Annotated in this window: 20 protein-coding genes; 16 read left to right on the top strand and 4 right to left on the bottom strand. The window is 35.6% G+C overall.

Annotated features, from left to right (window positions below; genetic code table 11):
* Positions 1-146 precede the first annotated feature (146 nt).
* The gene (gene tsaE / locus BP17_RS03145; protein ID WP_035051561.1) at positions 147-626 is read left to right on the top strand and encodes a tRNA (adenosine(37)-N6)-threonylcarbamoyltransferase complex ATPase subunit type 1 TsaE; all 480 of its coding nucleotides are present in this window, start codon (positions 147-149) and stop codon (positions 624-626) included.
* Positions 623-1,147, top strand: a complete 525-nt coding sequence (locus BP17_RS03150; protein WP_035051563.1) for a GNAT family N-acetyltransferase — start codon at positions 623-625, stop codon at positions 1,145-1,147. Before tsaE ends, BP17_RS03150 begins: the two co-directional genes overlap by 4 nt.
* Positions 1,148-1,198: 51 nt before the next feature.
* Here BP17_RS03150 and BP17_RS03155 read toward each other — a convergent pair whose 3' ends face one another.
* From BP17_RS03155 to BP17_RS03165, 3 genes are all read right to left on the bottom strand, one after another.
* A complete protein-coding gene (locus BP17_RS03155) occupies positions 1,199-1,732 on the bottom strand; it encodes a 3'-5' exonuclease (RefSeq protein ID WP_035051566.1) in 534 nt (177 codons plus the stop codon).
* A 231-nt stretch (positions 1,733-1,963) separates the two neighbouring features.
* Positions 1,964-4,600: a cation-translocating P-type ATPase gene (locus BP17_RS03160; protein ID WP_035051569.1), complete on the bottom strand. Its 2,637-nt coding sequence runs from the start codon at positions 4,598-4,600 to the stop codon at positions 1,964-1,966.
* 479 nt (positions 4,601-5,079) lie between these two features.
* Entirely contained in the window at positions 5,080-5,841 is a 762-nt protein-coding gene (locus BP17_RS03165) for an exodeoxyribonuclease III (RefSeq protein ID WP_035051572.1), read from the bottom strand.
* Between the two features lie 150 nt (positions 5,842-5,991).
* Here BP17_RS03165 and BP17_RS03170 point away from each other — a divergent pair, with 150 nt between their 5' ends.
* From BP17_RS03170 to BP17_RS03220, 11 genes are all read left to right on the top strand, one after another.
* A complete protein-coding gene (locus tag BP17_RS03170) occupies positions 5,992-6,909 on the top strand; it encodes a Gfo/Idh/MocA family protein (protein WP_035051574.1) in 918 nt (305 codons plus the stop codon).
* A gap of 98 nt (positions 6,910-7,007) precedes the next feature.
* Complete coding sequence (locus BP17_RS03175; RefSeq protein WP_051910428.1) at positions 7,008-8,387, top strand: TrkH family potassium uptake protein; 1,380 nt, start codon at positions 7,008-7,010, stop codon at positions 8,385-8,387.
* A 12-nt stretch (positions 8,388-8,399) separates the two neighbouring features.
* On the top strand, positions 8,400-9,071 hold the full coding sequence (locus BP17_RS03180; protein WP_035051576.1) for a potassium channel family protein: 672 nt from the start codon (positions 8,400-8,402) through the stop codon (positions 9,069-9,071).
* A gap of 244 nt (positions 9,072-9,315) precedes the next feature.
* Complete coding sequence (gene murB, locus BP17_RS03185; protein ID WP_035051578.1) at positions 9,316-10,236, top strand: UDP-N-acetylmuramate dehydrogenase; 921 nt, start codon at positions 9,316-9,318, stop codon at positions 10,234-10,236.
* 174 nt (positions 10,237-10,410) lie between these two features.
* Positions 10,411-10,953 (top strand): helix-turn-helix domain-containing protein, encoded by a 543-nt coding sequence (locus tag BP17_RS03190; RefSeq protein WP_035051580.1) that lies wholly within the window; start codon positions 10,411-10,413, stop codon positions 10,951-10,953.
* Between the two features lie 73 nt (positions 10,954-11,026).
* Positions 11,027-12,121, top strand: a complete 1,095-nt coding sequence (locus tag BP17_RS03195) for an ABC transporter ATP-binding protein (RefSeq protein ID WP_035051582.1) — start codon at positions 11,027-11,029, stop codon at positions 12,119-12,121.
* Between the two features lie 10 nt (positions 12,122-12,131).
* Positions 12,132-12,947 carry an ABC transporter permease gene (locus tag BP17_RS03200; RefSeq protein WP_035051585.1) on the top strand — a complete coding sequence of 272 codons (816 nt, stop codon included), beginning with the start codon at positions 12,132-12,134 and terminating at the stop codon, positions 12,945-12,947.
* Entirely contained in the window at positions 12,944-13,777 is an 834-nt protein-coding gene (locus BP17_RS03205; protein ID WP_035051588.1) for an ABC transporter permease, read from the top strand. Before BP17_RS03200 ends, BP17_RS03205 begins: the two co-directional genes overlap by 4 nt.
* Entirely contained in the window at positions 13,774-14,847 is a 1,074-nt protein-coding gene (locus tag BP17_RS03210) for an ABC transporter substrate-binding protein (RefSeq protein ID WP_035051590.1), read from the top strand. Before BP17_RS03205 ends, BP17_RS03210 begins: the two co-directional genes overlap by 4 nt.
* Before the next feature lie 434 nt (positions 14,848-15,281).
* On the top strand, positions 15,282-15,953 hold the full coding sequence (gene rpiA, locus BP17_RS03215) for a ribose-5-phosphate isomerase RpiA (RefSeq protein ID WP_035051592.1): 672 nt from the start codon (positions 15,282-15,284) through the stop codon (positions 15,951-15,953).
* Positions 15,954-16,034: 81 nt separating this feature from the next.
* Positions 16,035-17,336 (top strand): pyrimidine-nucleoside phosphorylase, encoded by a 1,302-nt coding sequence (locus BP17_RS03220; protein ID WP_035051593.1) that lies wholly within the window; start codon positions 16,035-16,037, stop codon positions 17,334-17,336.
* Positions 17,337-17,391: 55 nt separating this feature from the next.
* Here BP17_RS03220 and BP17_RS03225 read toward each other — a convergent pair whose 3' ends face one another.
* A complete protein-coding gene (locus tag BP17_RS03225) occupies positions 17,392-17,601 on the bottom strand; it encodes a hypothetical protein (RefSeq protein ID WP_035051595.1) in 210 nt (69 codons plus the stop codon).
* 170 nt (positions 17,602-17,771) lie between these two features.
* Here BP17_RS03225 and BP17_RS03230 point away from each other — a divergent pair, with 170 nt between their 5' ends.
* The 3 genes from BP17_RS03230 (at position 17,772) to BP17_RS03240 (ending at position 19,692) form a co-directional block, all read left to right on the top strand.
* The gene (locus tag BP17_RS03230) at positions 17,772-18,491 is read left to right on the top strand and encodes an AzlC family ABC transporter permease (RefSeq protein WP_035051597.1); all 720 of its coding nucleotides are present in this window, start codon (positions 17,772-17,774) and stop codon (positions 18,489-18,491) included.
* Positions 18,484-18,807, top strand: coding sequence for an AzlD domain-containing protein (locus BP17_RS03235; protein ID WP_035051599.1), 324 nt, complete (start codon positions 18,484-18,486; stop codon positions 18,805-18,807). Before BP17_RS03230 ends, BP17_RS03235 begins: the two co-directional genes overlap by 8 nt.
* A gap of 102 nt (positions 18,808-18,909) precedes the next feature.
* Positions 18,910-19,692: a GNAT family N-acetyltransferase gene (locus BP17_RS03240; RefSeq protein ID WP_035051601.1), complete on the top strand. Its 783-nt coding sequence runs from the start codon at positions 18,910-18,912 to the stop codon at positions 19,690-19,692.
* The last annotated feature ends 180 nt before the right edge of the window (positions 19,693-19,872 follow it).

Raw genomic sequence — 19,872 nt, forward strand, 5'->3', positions numbered from 1 at the left:
TAATGTTTTAGGATATGCTCCATAAAAGGCTCGAAGCCCTAAAGGGATTCGGGCCAAACTGTTTTTGTCGTACTTCATAGAATTTTGTTTGGCTATTTTTAAATACTTGAATTACAATAAAACATAAATGAGTAGAGGAGTATGACATGAAACACATTAGAGCAAAAAATGAAGAAGAAACAAAAACAGTGGCTGCCAAGCTAGCAAAATTTCTTGAACCTGGAGATCTTATTCTTTTAGAAGGGAATCTAGGGGCTGGGAAAACAACTTTCACAAAAGGTTTAGCTGAAGGACTTGGGATCAGCAAAGTCATTAAAAGCCCTACTTATACGATCATCAGAGAATACCTAGAAGGAAGATTGCCTTTGTATCATATGGATGTTTACCGACTAGAAGAGACTGGAGCAATGGATCTAGGCTTAGAGGAATATTTTGAGGGAGATGGAGTATCAATCGTCGAGTGGGCAACGTTTATTCCGGAAGACTTACCGCAAGAGTATTTACAAATCAAACTTGTCCCTATTGGAGATGATTTAACGGAACGTGAGTTGAATTTTTATCCTATTGGGGAAAGGTATGAAGAATTGATGCGAAAATTTGAAGATAAGTTAGGTGAAAATAAATGATAGGTACGATACAAATACGAGAAGCCATTCCTAGTGATGCGGAAAATCTATTGAATCATTTACAAAAAATCGCTGTTGAAACAGGTTTTATGACGATGGGGGCTGAGGGACCAGGCAAAACTGTTGAAGCCAAACAAAAAGAACTCGAGTCTATTCTTGAGTCTGATGTGACCGTTTTGTTAGTTGCTCTGGATGAAAAGGAAATTATTGGAATTGCTGAAATTCATGGGAATGAAAGTCCAAAACTGAAACATATAGGGGATATCAGTATTTCTATCGCAAAAGACTATTGGGGAATAAGATTAGGCACAACGATGATGGAACGATTGATTGAATGGGCAAATGGTCCAACAAGTCAGTTGAAAAGATTAGAATTAACCGTTCAAGCTCGTAATGAGCGCGCGCGACACCTTTATGAAAAAATGGGTTTCAAACTTGAAGCAATCATGCCTAGAGGAGTCAAAGACGAAGGTGATTACCTAGATGTTTGTTTGATGAGTATGATGATTGGTGAAATTTAAAAAGACTTTACAAAAGTTATCTTTTGTAAAGTCTTTTTTCTTATTCTTTAATTAGACATGTTTAACTAGTTTTTTTAGAGGATCAGTTCCAAAATGCTCTTCAAGATAAAGCAGAATAGCTGCACAAGCATTACTATCTTCGAGGGCATTGTGATGATTATCTAGACGGATGCCTAAGTGATCACAGACGGTATTTAATTTATGATTAGGAATTTCTGTGATTAATTTTCGACTACTTTGAACAGTACACAAGGTTTGAAAGTGTGGTTGTTGCAAGTCATAGTAATCAAGACAACCTTGTAAAACACCACGATCAAAAGGTAGATTATGTGCGACAATCAATTTTTTTTCTGTGAAGTAAGGCATGATTTTCCCCCAAACTTCTGGAAATGAAGGAGCATTTTGTACATCCTTTTCGGTAATGCCATGAACTTGTACATTACGCCAAAAAAATTCGGTTTCTGGTTTAATCAGTGAGTAATAATGATCAACAATCTGGCTTTTTCGAACAACGGTCAGTGCAACTGAACAGGCACTATGGCGTTGATGATTAGCCGTTTCAAAATCTAATGCAACAAAATTCATCTTTTCCCTCCTCGAACGAGTATTCGCTTAATAGTATAAAGGAATTAAGTAGAAGTTACTAGTAATTTTCCAATAAAAAGAAATAGAGACCTAAATTTAAGCCTTATCTTTAAATAATCGAGATGTATAGTACAAAAAAGATCTGTTTATCAATTTCCTGATAAACAGATCTTTTTATATGCTTGGCTAGTTATAGACTAGCCACATGTTTTCATAATAAATCAGCTAGTTTTAAGCTTCTTTTTTATGAGGGATAAATTTAGCTAATTCCATTAGGATAACGGCAACTACAGCTAAACCTGCAGCAATTCCCCATTGTTCCCAACCAAATGAAGCCGGAATATTAAAGACCGAACGGACACCTGGAAGAACTGTGATACCATACAAAACAGAACAGAATAGAACTGCGTAAATAGCATAGATATTAGAGAAGAAACCTGCTCCAATAGCTGTTTGCGTATTTGAACGTGCTGGGAATGTTTGTAATGTACGAGCTAAGATAAGTGTTGTAAAGGCCATAGCAACACTCATTTGATTTGAATAACCTAATCCAATATATTGTGAAATAATAACCGCAATACCAATTAACGTACCACGATAAAGAACAGATCTTAAAGTGTCACCTGCAAAGATGCCCTCATTTGGATCTCTAGGGTCACGTTCCATCACGTTTGGCTCACCTTTTTCCATTCCTAATGCAATAGCAGGAACAGAATCATTTACTAAGTTAATAAATAGTAATTGTAAAGCTGTAAAAGGATTTACCCAATTCATAATCAAAGCAGCTATGATTGCGATAATAGCCCCAAGGTTACCAGCGAATAGGTAAGCAATTGCTTTCTTGATGTTATCAAATACGTTACGTCCAACTTCAACGGCACTGATGATTGAAACAAAGTTATCGTCAGTCAAAACCATAGCCGCTGCATCTTTAGCAACGTCAGTCCCACTACCCATTGCAATTCCGATATCTGCTTGTTTTAAGGCTGGAGCATCGTTAACGCCGTCTCCGGTCATAGCAGAAACCTTGCCTTTATTTTGCCAAGCACGGACGATTCTAATTTTATTTTCAGGAGAAACACGAGCATAAACAGAAATTTTTTCTAATTTAGCATTTAATTCTTCTTCACTTAGAGCATCTAATTCTTGACCAGTCAAAGCTATATCATCTGGTTCTGAGATTCCAATATCACGAGCAATTGCACGTGCAGTTGTCTTATGGTCTCCTGTGATCATGACCGTCTTGATTCCGGCTTTTTTAGCTTCTTCTACAGCGCCATAAACAGCTTCACGAGGTGGATCGATCATAGCCACTAAACCAACTAAAATCAAATCATTTTCATCTTCAAATTCAATGATTTGTCCTTCAGAAACTGGTTTATATGCGAAAGCCAATACACGTAGAGCACGATCTGAAAAAATTTCATTTTGATCGGATAAAGTTTTTAATCTTTCATCTGTTAAAGGAACAACTTCTCCATCAATAAATATTTTTGAACTGCGACCAAAAACGACATCTGGACCACCTTTGGTTAACATAAGGTTTTCGCCGTCAATCTCATGAACAGTAGACATTAACTTACGATCTGAGTCAAATGGCAACTCAGCTAATCTAGGGTAAGCATTACGCAATTCGTGGTAAGGTTTGTTTACTTTGTTACTGAAAGCAATCATAGCAACCTCAGTAGGGTCACCAAGTTCTTGTCCTTCTTCATTAATATTTGAGTCATTTGCTAAAACAGCGATCTGCATTAAACGAGCTTCGTCTTTTGTCCAAGTTTCAGGAGCAGAATTAAATTCGCCAGTTTGTTTATTTGGCAAAAAGTAATCAACGATCGTCATTTTATTTTGTGTTAATGTACCGGTTTTATCTGTACAAATAACACTTGTCGAACCTAAAGTTTCAACAGCTGGAAGTTTACGGATAATAGCATGTTTTTTAGCCATTTTATTTGTTCCTGTAGAAAGAACGATTGTAACGATTGATTGTAAAGCTTCAGGAATAGCAGCTACTGCAACCGCAACGGCGAACATAAAGGCATTTAATAATTCTGTATTCACATCTGTTGCACCACCAAAGAAAATGCGAGCTGCTTGAATAGCAAAGATAAGAATGGAAAGAATAAGAATACCAAAACCTAATTTTTTACTAAAATCATCTAGTTTTCTTTGTAATGGAGTTTGTTTAGCCACGGCACTATCAATCAAATCAGCAACTTTACCAATTTCAGTGTTATTACCAGTACCTGTAATAATGACTAATCCGCGACCATATGTTACTAAAGTTCCACTATGAACCATATTTGAACGGTCACCAATGGGTACTTCTTTTTCAACAATAGCAATGTCTTTATCTGCAGGAACAGATTCACCAGTGAGCATTCCTTCATTGATTTGAAGCGATCCAGCTTCTAACAGTCGTCCATCAGCTGGAACATAGTCTCCAGCATCTAAAATCACGATGTCTCCCACAACTAGTTCCTTTGCGGGAATCGTTATTTTAATCCCGTTCCGAATTACTTTTGATTCGGGGGCTGAAAGACTGGACAAAGCATCGAGAGAGCTTTCAGCTTTCTTTGTTTGAATAACACTGATGACAGAGTTGATCATTAAGACGGCGAAAATGATCAATGATTCGACCACTGAACCTAGGGCCATTTGTATGACCGCCACAATTAACAATACAATAACCATAGCATCTTTAAAAGTTGCTAAAAATAACTTAAGCACGGAATCTTTTGCTTTTTGTTTTAATTCATTTAAACCATCACGTTCTTGGCGCTTTTTGACTTCGGATTCCTGTAATCCTTCAGGTGAAGTTTGTAATTCTTTTAATAATGTTTCTTGATCTTTTTGATAATTTTCCAACTGATACACCCTTTCATAAAAAAATTAGCCGCCTTACTCACAAATAAGTATTTGTTTGTAAAATCGGTTGTTAAGAAGAAATAATACATTTACCAAAAATAGTAGCATATACACTTGCATCAAACAAGTTTTATTGACTAGAAATGATCAGTATAGAGAACAACAAAAATCATTAACTAAGCTTGTTTTTGTTCGTCTAATAGCCTCCTTTAATTGATATTAGTAAATTTGATAAAAAAAGAGACGTATGCAAAATTGTCCTTATAGAGGACAATGTGCATAAGTCTCACTATTTAAGACAACACCAGAAGATTGTTGCAAATCTACTTGTTGGTGATGTTGCCACAGCTATTGCTGCCAGTTACTCCCTTATGGAAAACTATTGATTTCATCTTTGATAGTATATAATTTATAAAATAATTTTGCAACAATATTCTCTTACATCTAGGCTAACTGATAATTTTAAAGTGAAAAAGGGTTTAAACTAAATCTTTTAGAGTCAGTTCTACTGGACAATGATCTGATCCAACTATGTCATCAAGGATTTTAGCATCTTGTAATTGATCTTGCAGACGCTCAGAAACACAAAAGTAATCAATTCGCCAGCCAGCATTCGTTTTACGAGCGTTAAAGCGATAGTTCCACCAAGTATAAGCACCTGTTAAATCAGGGTAAAAGTACCGGAAAGTGTCAATAAATCCATTGTCTAATAAGATGGAAAATTTTAGGCGCTCTTCATTGCTAAAACCAGCACTTAGCTGATTTGTTTTCCAATTTTTTAAATCGATATTTTCATGAGCTACATTTAAATCACCGCAAAGAATGACAGGTTTTTCGGAATCTAATATTTTTAAATAAGATAGAAAGTCATCTTCCCATTGCATTCTGTAATCCAGACGCTCCAATTCGCTTTGAGCATTAGGTGTGTAACAGGTGACAATATAGTAATTAGGATAGCTTAAAGTGAGGACACGTCCTTCTTGATCGTGTTCTGGTTTGCCGATACCGTAAGTTACAGATAAAGGTTTGTGTTTTGTGAAAATAGCTGTTCCTGAATAGCCTTTTTTTTCTGCATAATTCCAGTAAGCATAGTATCCTGGTAATTCCAGTTCAATTTGACCTTCTTGGAGTTTAGTTTCTTGTAAACAGAAGAAGTCAGCATCTAAATCTTCGAAAATTTCCATGAATCCTTTTTTAATAATAGCTCGCAAACCGTTGACGTTCCATGAGATAAATTTCATCAATTGATTCCTCCTAAATTAACTGTTTAACCTTATTGTACAAAACTAAAAAGAATAGTAAACTCTCATGCATATAAACAGAGTAAAAAGATATTAAATATGATAGGATATGAGGTGAAAATGAAAATGAGAAGAAAGAAGGTCCAAATAATGAAAATAGGAATCATTGGGTTAGGAAATATTTCTCAAAAAGCTTATCTTCCAGTAATGATGGCCATGGATGAGGAAATAGACTGGCATTTATTCACACGAAATCAAGAAAAATTGACGACTATTGGTAAAAAATACCGCATAAAAAATCTATATGCTTCTATAGAAGAATTACTCATCAGTGGTATCGAAGCTGTTTTTATACATACTGCTACTCACACTCATGAAGCTCTCATCAGACAATGCATTGAAAAAGGGATCCATGTCTATGTAGATAAACCAATCAGCGAAAATATTGATGAAGTAAAATCACTAATGGGCTTAGCGCAAGAAAGAAACGTTTTACTAATCACCGGTTTTAATCGTCGTTTTGCTCCAATGATTCAAAAACTGAAGAACGTTTCCGATAAAAATATGATCTTGGTTCAAAAAACGAAACCGAATAGTTTAGGCAGCGTAAAGTATGCCATTTATGATTTATTTATTCATGTTGTTGATACAGCGCTATTTTTATTAGATGAACCGATTATCAAAACTTCTTTTAATATAAAAGAAGAAAATGGCGATTTGAAAACGTGCGTATTACACCTGACGACAGAACATACGGATTGTATCGCCACAATGAATTACGTTTCTGGGGCAAATACTGAATCTATTGAAGTTCAGTCTTTGACAGGGACTCATCGTGTAAGAAACCTAACCGATTATGAAGTTGAAACCGTTGAACAAAAACAAGTCTTTTCATTTGGGGACTGGGAACAAACACTTGAAAAAAGAGGTTTTGCGCCTTTGATTCGTTCAACAATAGCTGGATTCCAAAGTAAAGAAAATCCTGTCAGTATGGAATCTTCTTTAGAAAGCCATCGCATATGCCAACTGATGGTGGACGAGTATGAAAAAAGCAGTAATAATAAATAAGTTTGAAAATTTTTTTATAACCAAAATAAGGCTTTACTTTTACGTACTAAAGAATATAATACATTCGTATATGAAAATGAAAGAAAGAGGAGAAAAGAATGTTCTCGAAAAAGCTTAGAAGTATTCCTCCGGCTGTAAAAATAGCCGTTAGTTTTATAAGTGTAATCGTTATAGGATCGCTTTTATTATCATTGCCTATAAGTAATCTTGAAATTTCAGAAACAACGTACTTTGATAATTTATTTACGGCAGTTTCCATGGTTTGTGTAACTGGGCTGTTCACATTACCTGTAGCAACGTCGTATACTGTTTTTGGTCAAATCATCTGTATCATTCTCATGCAAATAGGCGGACTTGGCTTAATGACTATTCTGGCAACGTTGATTATGAGAATGGGAAAAAAAATGCATTATTCAAGCACTATTGCGGTTAGAGAAGCCCTTAACCGTAGTGAATTAGGTGATTTTAAAATGTATTTAGTTTCCATTCTTAAATATACTTTTATTATCGAAGGAACAGGTATGTTTTTATTGGCTTTTAGATTTGTACCGGAATTTGGGTTCGCTAGTGGTCTATTTGTTGCTTTATTTTTAGCCGTTTCTGCATTTTGTAATGCAGGATTCGATAATATAGGTGCTTATAGCCTACAAGAGTATGTTCATGATCCTTTGGTGAATCTGGTGATTACGTCTTTAATTATTCTAGGAGGTATCGGTTTCTCCGTTTGGTTTGATGTGACTCATAATGTTCAATCCATTCTAAAAAATAAATTTAGAAAAGGATGGAAACAATCATATCGCATGTTGAAAATTCATACTCGATTGGCTATCAATATGACCGTAATTTTGATTGTGGTTGGAACACTTGTCTTTCTAATCGTTGAATGGAACAATCCTAATTCAATTGGGAATTTCACTTTTGGAGAAAAATTATTAGCTTCATTTTTCCAAACGGTAACTATGAGAACAGCAGGTTTTGCTACACTTGATTATGAATTAGTAGAACCTTTTTCATTATTATTTTTTATTGGTACGATGTTTATCGGTGGATCTCCCGGTGGAGCAGCGGGGGGAATCAAGACGACAACGTTTGCATTAATAGCGTTATTGATCGTAAGCGAAATAAAGGGACAAAAACATGTCAATTATGCTCGTCACACGATTCCATTTGAAACTATTCGTCGCGCGATTGTTATTGTGGTAACCTTTACTTGCTTCCTATTAGCTGGCGTAGGCGCATTAATGTTAGTGGAAGATCAGCCATTCATAAATTTGCTGTTTGAAGCTGTGTCTGCGTTAGGAACAGTAGGAGTCAGTATGAATTTAACACCAGAATTATCACACATCAGTCAAGTCGTATTAATGATGTTGATGTTTATCGGCAGAATCGGACCCATTACCATATTGTTAAGTTTGAGTCGCAAAAGTAGAAAAACAGCAGATCAATTATATGCAAAAACAACCATTTTAATTGGATAGGAGAATAGTGAAATGCCAGTAAAAACAATCGGTGTATTAGGACTTGGAGTCTTTGGATCATCAATTGCCAAAGAATTAAGTGAATTTAATTGTGAAATTATTGCGGTCGATATCGATTTAGACAATATTGAACGCATAGAACCTTATGTAACCCAGGCGGTTCAAGGAAATATTACAGATTTGAATTTTTTAAGAGGTATTGGATTAGAAAATTGTGATGTAGTAGTCGTTGCAACAGGTACGAGTCTAGAAGCTAGTGTTCTAGCTATCATGAACTGTAAAAAACTAGGAATAGCTTCTATTATTGCAAAAGCAAAAAATAAATCTTTTATGGAAGTTCTTTATGAAATCGGAGCAACCAAAGTCATACGCCCTGAAAAAGAAGCGGGAGCACGGGTAGCTAAAAATTTTCTAAGAAAACACATCACTGATATTGTTGATTTAGATGAAGATTATGCAGTTATTGAATTTAAACCGCCCGTTCGTTGGATTGGAAAAACATTCGATGCATTAAATTTACGTCAAAAATATGAGATCAACATTATTGGAATCAGAAAAGCGGGTCAAAAACGGATGGACGTTTCTTTTAGCCCAGATTATCTTATAGAAGAAGGAACGATCCTGGTTGGAATAGCTGAATCAGAAGTATTTGAACGCTATGATTACTTGAATAAATTAAAATAAGAAAGCTAGTTGTCAAATAAGCATTTTAATAGGCAAAAAGGTTTGGGATAATTATCCCAAACCTTTTTTTAGAACGAAAGTTATGTTAAGAAATTACTAAATATTTTAAGAGAAAGACGTTCCAAACTACAAAAAAGAAACATTGCATGGTAAACTAAGAATGTTAAGGATAACCCCTTAGCTATTCAATCTATCAAAAAAGTTGAGCAGCAGGCTCAACTCATGCGAAAGGGTACTAAATACTATGTTAATCAAAGAAATTAAGAAACAGTTCCCAAATCTAATGATAAAAGAAAATGAATCTTTGTCTTTTTATACTTATACAAAAACCGGTGGGCCAGCTGATATTTTAGTTTTTCCAAAAACAGCAGAAGAAGTTAAAGATGTTGTGATGTGGGTGAAAGAAGAAGACTTGCCGTTAACGGTTATAGGCAAGGCCAGTAATCTAATCGTTAAAGACGGTGGAATAAATGGCGTTGTTATGATATTGACAGAAATGAAACAAATTAAAGTTGAAAATAAAAAAATGAGTGTTCAGAGTGGAGCACGTTTGATTGATGCATCTTATGCAGCTTATGAAAGCGAATTGACCGGATTGGAATTTGCATGTGGGATCCCTGGAAGTATCGGAGGAGCCGTTTATATGAATGCAGGCGCTTATGATGGCGAAGTGAGTGAAATCATTGAATCGGTCACTGTATTGACACGTGAAGGTGAATTAAAAACATTTGATAACCAAGATTTAGAATTTAGTTACCGCCATAGCCGAATACAAGAAATTCAAGACATCGTCTTAGAAGTTGTTTTCCAATTGAAAAAAGGACATTCTGCGGATATAAAGGAAAGAATGGATGAATTGACTCTTTTAAGGGAATCAAAGCAGCCTTTAGAATACCCTTCATGTGGCAGTGTTTTCAAACGACCAACAGGTTATTTTACTGGGAAATTGATTCAAGAAGCTGGATTACAAGGGAAGATATGGGGTGGAGCTCAAGTTTCGATGAAGCATGCAGGATTTATTGTAAACATTAATCATGCAACAGCGACAGACTACATCGAATTGATCCACCATATCCAAACGGTTATTTTTGAAAAGAATAGCGTTAGGTTAGAAGCTGAAGTAAGAATTATCGGAGAAGAGCGATTCGTACAAAAAACAACTTAATAAAGCAGTTAAAAATCGTATTCAGTTTCTAATGGATACGATTTTTTTGTTTGCTTTTTAGTTAAAAGGATTTATAATATAAAAGGTTGTAGTAAACATCGAGTTTACTAAAGGTAAACATTAGTGGTTCTTAGTTTACTAACAGTAAGCTAAGACGCTCGAAGGAGAGTTTTCATGGAAATTGGGAATCAAATTAAAAATTTAAGAATTCAAAAAAATTTGACGCAAGAAGAATTAGCAGAACGGACAAATGTAAGTAAAGGCTATATTTCTCAAGTCGAAAGAGATTTAAGTGTTCCATCAATGGAAGTCTTTTTTGATATTTTGGAAGTTTTAGGATGCAGTCCAAAAGACTTTTTTGATGAAAAGCAAGAAGAACAGCGCGTCGTTTACACAAAAGATGAGATGACTATCTATGAAGACAACGAAAGAGGATATGAGATCAAATGGCTTGTTCCTGAATCCAATGAGAATGAAATGGAACCTATTTTCCTGAAATTGACCGAGAAAGGCCAATTTAAAGAATTTAGTCCTTCGTTAGCTGAAACCTTTGGTTATGTATTAGAAGGAGAAATTTGTATCGAGATAGGTCTGAAACGGTATTTTGCTAAAAAGGGAGAATCCATTTATTTTCATGCTACACAAAGTCATCGTATTATTAATCAGTATAGCGGTGAGAGTTTATTATTAGTAGTAGTGACCGATTCATACCTTTGATCAATTTGGACACTAAATTTTTATTAAAGATAGCTGGTAAAGAAGTGAAAATTCATATAAGGGAGCAAAAGAAATGACAAATAATAGGATAATTACCTTTGAAAAAGTAAAAAAACAATACGATGATGATGAACCGGTATTAAGAGATATCAATTTTGAAATCGAACGAGGAAAATTTTATACCTTACTTGGACCATCCGGTTGTGGAAAAACGACTATCTTAAATTTGATTGCTGGCTTTACTGAAGCCACTGAAGGGACCATTACTTTAAAAGGAAAAAAAGTGAATGATACTCCTGCAAACAAACGTAAAGTAAACACGGTTTTTCAAGATTATGCATTGTTTCCACATATGAATGTTTTTGAAAATGTAGCTTTTGGTTTACGAATCAAAAAATTAGATAAAAAAGTCATCAAAGATAAAGTAGAAGATGTGTTGAAAATGGTTCAATTATCGGGCTATGAAGATCGTGCAATCAGCGAAATGTCTGGTGGACAACGTCAGAGAGTAGCCATTGCACGTGCATTAGTAAATGAACCAGAAGTTTTGTTATTAGATGAGCCTTTATCGGCACTTGATTTAAAATTGCGAACTGAAATGCAGTATGAGCTGCGTGAATTGCAACAACGTCTGGGCATCACATTCGTATTTGTCACGCACGATCAAGAAGAAGCTTTGGCTATGAGTGATGAGATTTTTGTAATGAAAAATGGCGAAATTATTCAAAGTGGCACACCAGTAGATATTTACGATGAACCAATCAATCGCTATGTCGCCGATTTTATCGGAGAGAGCAACATCATTAAAGGCACGATGGTTCAAGATTATGAAGTATCTTTTGTGGGGCATACCTTTGAGTGTGTCGATGCAGGAATGAAGCCTAACGAAAAAGTTGAAATTGTTTTACGTCCAGAAGATTTAGTCTTAACAACGGTCGAAAAAGGCAAATTAACGGTTAAAGTAGATACGCAATTGTTTCGTGGTGTGCACTATGAAATCATTGGATATGACCGAGATAACAATGAATGGATGGTCCATTCAACTAAAAAAGCAATCGTTGGAGAGGAAGTCGGTTTGTACTTTGAACCTGAAAATATCCACGTTATGCGATTTAATGAAACAGAACAAGATTTTGATGCACGTCTTGAAAGTTACGAAGAAGAATAGGGGGAGAAAAATGACAAAAAAATCTAATGTGTTCTATTTTATACCGTACACCTTTTGGTTGCTCTTATTTGTTGTTGCTCCCTTGATTTTAATTGTCTATCAATCATTTTTCACCGTTGAGGGGCAATTTACTTTAGGAAATTACCAAACGTATTTTCAATCAGGTACATACCTTAGAATGACCCTGAATTCATTTTGGTACGCGTTCCTTATCACTTTATTCACCTTGATCATTAGTTACCCAACGGCGTATTTATTAAACAAGACAAAGCATAAACAATTGTGGCTGTTACTGATTATTCTGCCCACCTGGATCAATTTACTATTAAAAGCGTATGCTTTTATTGGGATTTTTAGTGCAAATGGAACAGTAAATGACTTCCTTTCTTTTGTGGGAATCGGAAGACAGCAAATTTTATTTACTGATGTTAGTTTCTTAGCTGTTGCGACATACATTCAAATTCCATTTATGATTTTACCTATTTTCAATGCGCTTGAAGAAATGAATCCTTCATTTATCAGAGCTAGTCGCGATTTAGGTGCGAATAACTTGGAAACATTTAAACGAGTGGTATTTCCGCTAACTTTAAATGGCGTTAAAAGTGGTGTCCAAGCGGTCTTTATTCCTTCTTTATCCCTCTTTATGCTGACACGCTTAATCGGAGGAAATCGCGTTATCACACTAGGTACAGCTATTGAACAACATTTCTTAGTCACCCAAAATTGGGGGATGGGTTCAACGATTGGTGTTGTATTGATTATTGCCATGATCCTCATCATGCTCTTTACAGGAGAAAAGAAAAAGAAAGGGGCCGTTCGTAAATGAAAAAAAAGCAATTTAAATGGTCTAATCTCTACCTTATTTCTGTCTTTGGCGTTTTATATGCCCCAATCGCCTTCTTGATTTTCTATTCATTTAATGATGGTGGGACAATGAACAGTTTTACAGGTTTCACATTAGACAATTATATAGCCGTATTTGAAGATACCCGCTTGATTGGGATCGTTTTAGACACGCTTCTCATAGCGCTACTGTCTGCTTTGCTGGCTACGATTATTGGGACATTTGGAGCGATTGGGATCTATTTCTTGAAGAAAAGGAAAACAAGAAATGCCGTATTAAGTTTTAATAACATTTTACTGGTTTCACCTGATGTTATTATTGGGGCAAGTTTTTTGATCTTGTTTACCTTTATCGGGTTTAGCTTAGGTTTTATGTCGGTGTTATTAGCTCATGTGGCCTTCAGTATTCCAATCGTCGTCTTAATGGTTTTGCCAAAATTACAAGAAATGAATGACACGATGATCAAAGCAGCTCGAGATCTAGGTGCAAATACTTGGCAAGTATTACTAAAAATAATTTTCCCAAGTATCACTCCTGGTATTTTAGCCGGCTATTTCATGGCTTTCACTTACTCACTGGATGATTTTGCGGTGACTTTTTTCGTGACCGGAAATGGGTTTACAACGTTAGCAGTTGAAATCTACTCCAGAGCACGACAAGGAGTTAGTTTAGAAATCAATGCGTTAAGTGCTTTGATGTTCATTTTTGCCTTGATCCTTGTGATTGGTTATTACTTTATCCAACAACACAATATGACAAAAAAACAGAAAAATAAAAAAAATCAACATGCTGAGGCGGTGGGCATCCGATGAAAAAATTAGGATTCATTGTTTTAGCTATTCTAGTAGTCTGTGGAGGGTTATATCTTGGAGCTAATCAGTTAGAAAAGTCCCAAGGAATTACTGGAGAAAATAGTTTGAATTTGTATAACTGGGGAGATTACATTGATCCAGAATTGATCACTAAATTTGAAGAGGAAACCGGTTATCGAGTAACCTATGAAACCTTCGACTCTAATGAAGCAATGTATACAAAAATTGAACAAGGGGGAACGAATTATGATTTAGCCGTTCCTAGTGAATACATGATTGAACGAATGATCGATGAAAACTTGCTGATTGAATTGGATCACTCAAAGCTAAGCGGTCTTAATAATATTGATGCTCAATTTTTAGATCAACAGTTTGATCCAAACAACCAATACTCCATTCCTTACTTTTGGGGGACTTTGGGAATTATTTATAATGATAAATTTGTAGAAGAAGATGTTATCCAGCATTGGGATGACTTATGGAGTGAAGAATTAACAAATGAACTGATGTTGATCGATGGAGCACGTGAAGTTATCGGATTGGCATTAGATAGTGAAGGCCATTCTTTGAATTCAAAAGAGGATGACCAATTAGCTGCAGCAGCTGTAAAATTAGAAAGTTTAACACCCAACGTAAAAGCTATTGTTGCGGATGAAATCAAAATGTATATGATCCAAGAAGAAGCTTCAGTTGCGGTTACTTTTTCTGGAGAAGCCTCTGAAATGTTGTGGGAAAATGAAAATCTGCATTACGTGATTCCAAGTGAAGGCTCAAACTTATGGTTCGATAATTTTGTTATCCCAAAAACAGCTAAAAACTTTGATGCAGCATACGCCTTTATAAACTTTATGCTGGAAGCAGAAAATGCAGCTCAAAATGCGGAATACGTCGGCTATTCTACTCCTAACCAAGAGGCCATGAAACTTTTACCAGCTGAGATAACAGAAGATGAACAATTTTATCCAAATGATGAAACAATGGAAAATCTAGAAGTCTACGAAGACCTCGGACCTGAATACATCAATATCTATAATGACTACTTCCTAGAATTCAAAATGCACAGAAAATAAGGATGCGAAGAGACCCCGAAAGACACGCAGTAAAAACAGGAAATCACAAAGAAGATGTTCCATCTTTTTTACAAAGTGTCTGGGTCTCGTAGCTCAACTAATAAGGATGCGGAGTTCGACGTATAGGCTCGAAAGAAAAACAAAGAAAAATTAGTGGACAAGCAACAGGTGATTTAACGCTAGTTTGTCTCGTAAAGCTGATAAGTGGACAAGCAACAGGTGATTTAACGCTAGTTTGTCTCGTAAAGCTGATAAGTGGACAAGCAGCAAGCAATTTAGCACTAGTTTGTCCCGTTAAGTAATTTGTTAGTAAAAGCTGGAATAGGTAAGCTGTTCCAGCTTTTATTGTATTTTTTTGAATGTTAGCGCTCTATATATTTGGCATTATGCTATACTAATAGAGAATACAGGCATAAAGTAGGAGGAGTAAAATAATGAATCTAAAACAACTTGTTGGAGAAAAAGCTGCAGAATATGTAAAAGAAGGCATGGTTGTAGGTCTGGGAACTGGATCAACGGCTTATTACTTGGTTGAAGCTTTAGGAAAGCGTGTTAAAGAGGGATTATCTATTACCGGAGTGACGACTTCAACTCAAACAAAGGAACAAGCGGATCACCTGGGCATTCCATTAAAAACCATTGATGAAGTTGAAACAGTGGATTTAACGATAGATGGTGCAGATGAGATTGATGCCAATTATCAAGGCGTCAAAGGTGGCGGTGGCGCTCTTTTATTCGAAAAGATTGTTGCAGATTATTCAAAAAAAGTAATATGGATCGTTGATGAAAGTAAAATGGTCGAGACACTCGGTTCATTTCCTTTGCCAGTAGAAGTTATGACGTATGGCAGCCAACAGTTAGTACGTATTTTTGAAGAAAAAGGTTTCCATCCAACTATGAGAAAGAAGGCTGATGGGGAGAACTTTCTAACAGATGGTGGGCATTACATTATTGATTTGCACATGGCTAAAATAGAAGATCCTCACTCATTAGCAACATGGTTAGATGGTTTGACCGGAGTTATGGAACACGGCTTATTCTTAGACCGAGTGAACACTATTATTGTAGGGCGTAAAGAAGGGCTAGAAATCATAGAAGCTCGTTGATTATTTGCTAGACTAAAAGAGTTTTATTAATAAGAGAAACGTCAGAAAAAAAATCTAATGTGAATAAGGGGTATCAGATAAATGAGAATGGTTGATTTAATTACAAAAAAACAACATGGGAAAGCTTTAACAACCGAAGAAATCAATACTATGATTGCAGAATACACAGAAGGTAAGATTCCGGATTACCAAATGAGTGCAATGATGATGGCCATCTACTTTAAAGACATGGATGATCGCGAAAAAAGTGATTTAACCATGAGTATTGTCCATTCTGGAGAAGAAATTGATTTATCAGCCATTAAGGGAGTCAAGGTAGACAAACATTCAACAGGTGGAGTAGGCGATACGACAACACTTGTTCTAGCGCCTTTAGTTGCAAGTTTGGGAGTTCCAATTGCTAAGATGAGTGGACGTGGTCTAGGGCATACTGGTGGAACAATCGATAAGCTAGAATCGATTCCAGGTTTTAACGTAGAGTTGACACAAGAAAAGTTTATTGAATTAGTGAATAAGAACAAAGTAGCTGTTGTCGGACAATCGGGCAATTTAACACCAGCTGACAAAAAATTGTATGCCTTAAGAGATGTGACCAGTACTGTCGAATCGATTCCGCTGATCGCAAGTTCAATTATGAGTAAAAAAATCGCAGCTGGTGCAGATGCCATTGTTTTAGATGTGAAAACTGGAGCAGGAGCTTTCATGAAAACAACTGAAGATGCTCGACTACTGGCGCATGCTATGGTACAAATTGGAAATAGCGTCGGCCGTAATACGATGGCTGTTATTTCTGATATGAGCCAGCCTTTAGGTTTTGCAATCGGGAATGCTCTAGAAGTTAAAGAAGCTATCGATACGCTAAAAGGCAAAGGTCCAGCTGATTTATTAGATTTATGCTTAACTTTAGGTAGCCAAATGGTTCATTTAGCTGGTATTGGAAAAGATTTAGATGAAGCAAGAGGGCTGTTAGAAGAAGCCATCGAGAGCGGAAAAGCGTTAGAAAAGTTCAAAACGTTTGTTGCTTCTCAAGGTGGAGATGTAAGAGTTATTGATGACCCAGAATTATTGCCAAAATCAGATCACCAAATCGATGTCTTGGCTAATAAAGATGGATTCGTATCTGAAATCATTGCTGATGAACTAGGAATTGCTGCAATGATGCTAGGAGCTGGACGAGCTACAAAAGAAAGCAAAATTGATTTAGCCGTGGGAATCGTCTTGCTTAAAAAAGTTGGCGATCCTGTTAAAAAAGGGGAAGCACTCTTAACGATCCATACAAATAAAGAAGAAATTCCAGATGTTGAGAAAAAAATCTGGGAAGGTATAACCATTGCGGATTCAGCTACACCAATCCCACTTATTCATGAAGTGATCATTGACTGAGATTAAATCAACGGATAAAAAGAGTATTGAGATTTTTCTCAATACTCTTTTTGTCTTATTTTTTGGTTGGATCTGAAAATAAGTAGTGAAGTGTGAAAAGAACAATTCCAAAAACACCGACAATCAAAATGACGCCCATTAAGGCGTGTAAGATCGCCCAGAATCCGCCACTATAAACCGCATTTTTAAGTGCTGGCACAAAAAAGTAGATCAAAAAATAAAGAATGCTAATAAAAAAAGAGCTGAAAGAAATTCTTTTTAACACATACATCAACCCCTCTCATTATCTGTTCAATAGGTCTACATTAGCAAAAGTAAGGACGAGTTACAATCTAATTTGAGTTAAAAAATGACTTTTTATAGAGCAATTTAAAAGAAAAAAAGATTTAGCGTTATGATATAATAGCGGTTATATATCCGTTAGGAGGGAGAAAAATGCAAAAACAAGATTGGCTGACTGGCTTAAAAGTAATTTATCCAGTGCTTATTAGTTATGTACCATTAGGTCTAGCTGGAGGTATGGTTTTATATGATGCGGGATTTAATGCTCCAAGTATTTTAGCGATGAGTTTACTCGTATTTGGAGGGGCCGCTCAATTTATGGCTGCTTCAATGGTCAGTATGGGTGCTTCTATTTCAGCCATTATAACGATGACGTTCTTTTTGAATCTACGTCATTTATTAATGAGTTCTAGTATGTCTGGGTTTATTAAAAAGCCATCTTTACCTTTTGTATTGTTTTTTAGTCATACCCTCGCGGATGAATCATTTGCTATAAATTATAATCAATTCAACAATCATAAATGGACCGCTAACAAAGCGCTGTCGGTCAATCTCTTAGCTTATTTGACTTGGGCATTAAGTACAGTTGCTGGTGGGTTGATCGGAAGTTCTTGGGAAATTGATACCACCATTGTAAATTATGTTTTGATTGCTATGTTTATTAGTTTATTGATCAGTCAATTTGTATCTAAGTTGTATGTTTTTGTTGGATTAACTGCAGGCGTACTAGCAGTAGCCTTTACGATCCTGTTGCAACATACGATTGCATTAGTTCTAGCTGCGATTGTAGCTTCTTTTATCGGATACTTTACTGATGAATACTTGCTGAGCAGAAAAGAGCAAACACGAAATGAGGAGATGAAATATGACTAGTCAACAATTGCTGCTGATCTTAGGTATGGCGGTGGTCACTTATCTGCCTCGCGTGTTGCCGCTACTTGTTTTAAGCAATCGCTCTATTCCAACAAAAGTTTCAAAATGGATGTCGTTTATTCCGGTATCTATATTTTCAGCTCTGATTTTTTCAAATATTTTCTTTTGGGAAAGCCAATTCAATGTAAATCCACTCGTGAATATAAAACTAGTACCTTCTATTCTTGTGTTTTTTGTAGCTTATAAAACAAAAAATCTTTTATGGTCTATGGCAATTGGAATTGCAGCCATTACATTAATGGTCTATTTGAGTTAATGCTAAAAATTTGCTATTTAAATCAGATGTAAAATGGTACAATTATTTTTCGAAAATAGTATAATAAAGAGATACAGGTTGTTACTTGAGAGGACGAGCTAAATGATTTATAAATGTGATGAAAATAATCGTGAAGAGTTGCTGAATTTTTTATATCAAGAACCAATCGTGAATTTATTTGCTATTGGAGATATTGAAACCTATGGATTTGAACATTTTGATTTAGATGTTTGGGCTTATGTAAATGGCAGGGCTGAAATCGTTGGTGCATTGGTACGTTATAAAGAGAATATCATGCCTATTCATGGCGAAGAATTTGAAGGATTTGACACATTTTTACCTTTGATCCAAAGTTTAACCCCTTTATACATATCGGGAAGTGAAGAAGCGATTGTTCAATACGAAGCAGAATTTGAAGCATTTGAAAAAGAAGAGTCTTGTTTAGCTGAATGCCATGAGCTGAAAATGGAAGTTCCACTGATCAAACAGGTGCTGCCTTTAGAAAAAGACGATATTGCATCATACCTTGATTGTTTAAAAGAAATTGGGATGAAGAAGCAACAAACAATGGAAGAAATCACCAATGAATTGGATCTTAATCTAAATACGATTCAAATCATCAAAGATGAAACGGGTAAAATCATTTCAACAGGGAGAATTGCTGTTGAAACAAAGGATTCAGCGATGATAGTGGCTGTTGGTACAATTGAAAATTACCGCAATGAAGGGTATGCTACAGCTATAGTAGCTTCGTTAGTGAATTATTGTATTAAAAAAAATAAAAAGGCCTGTTTATTCTATTCCGATCCAAATGTAGGAAGAGTGTTTCAAAAATTAGGCTTTGAGGACACAAAAAAATGGATCATGCTAACAAGTAATGAATAGCTTGAAAATCAATAAAATAGAAACGAAAAAGAAGGTTAGAAATTCGCGAATGAATTTCTAGCCTTCTTTTTTATATGCTACAAATAAAGACTGTATAATTTTTAGTGTGGATAAATAAATTAATTAAATGACTCATCCAAAAATTACTGGAGGAATAGAGTTGCTTGTAGTCATGTAAAG

It is taken from the genome of Carnobacterium pleistocenium FTR1, assembly GCF_000744285.1.
Classification (GTDB): domain Bacteria; phylum Bacillota; class Bacilli; order Lactobacillales; family Carnobacteriaceae; genus Carnobacterium_B; species Carnobacterium_B pleistocenium.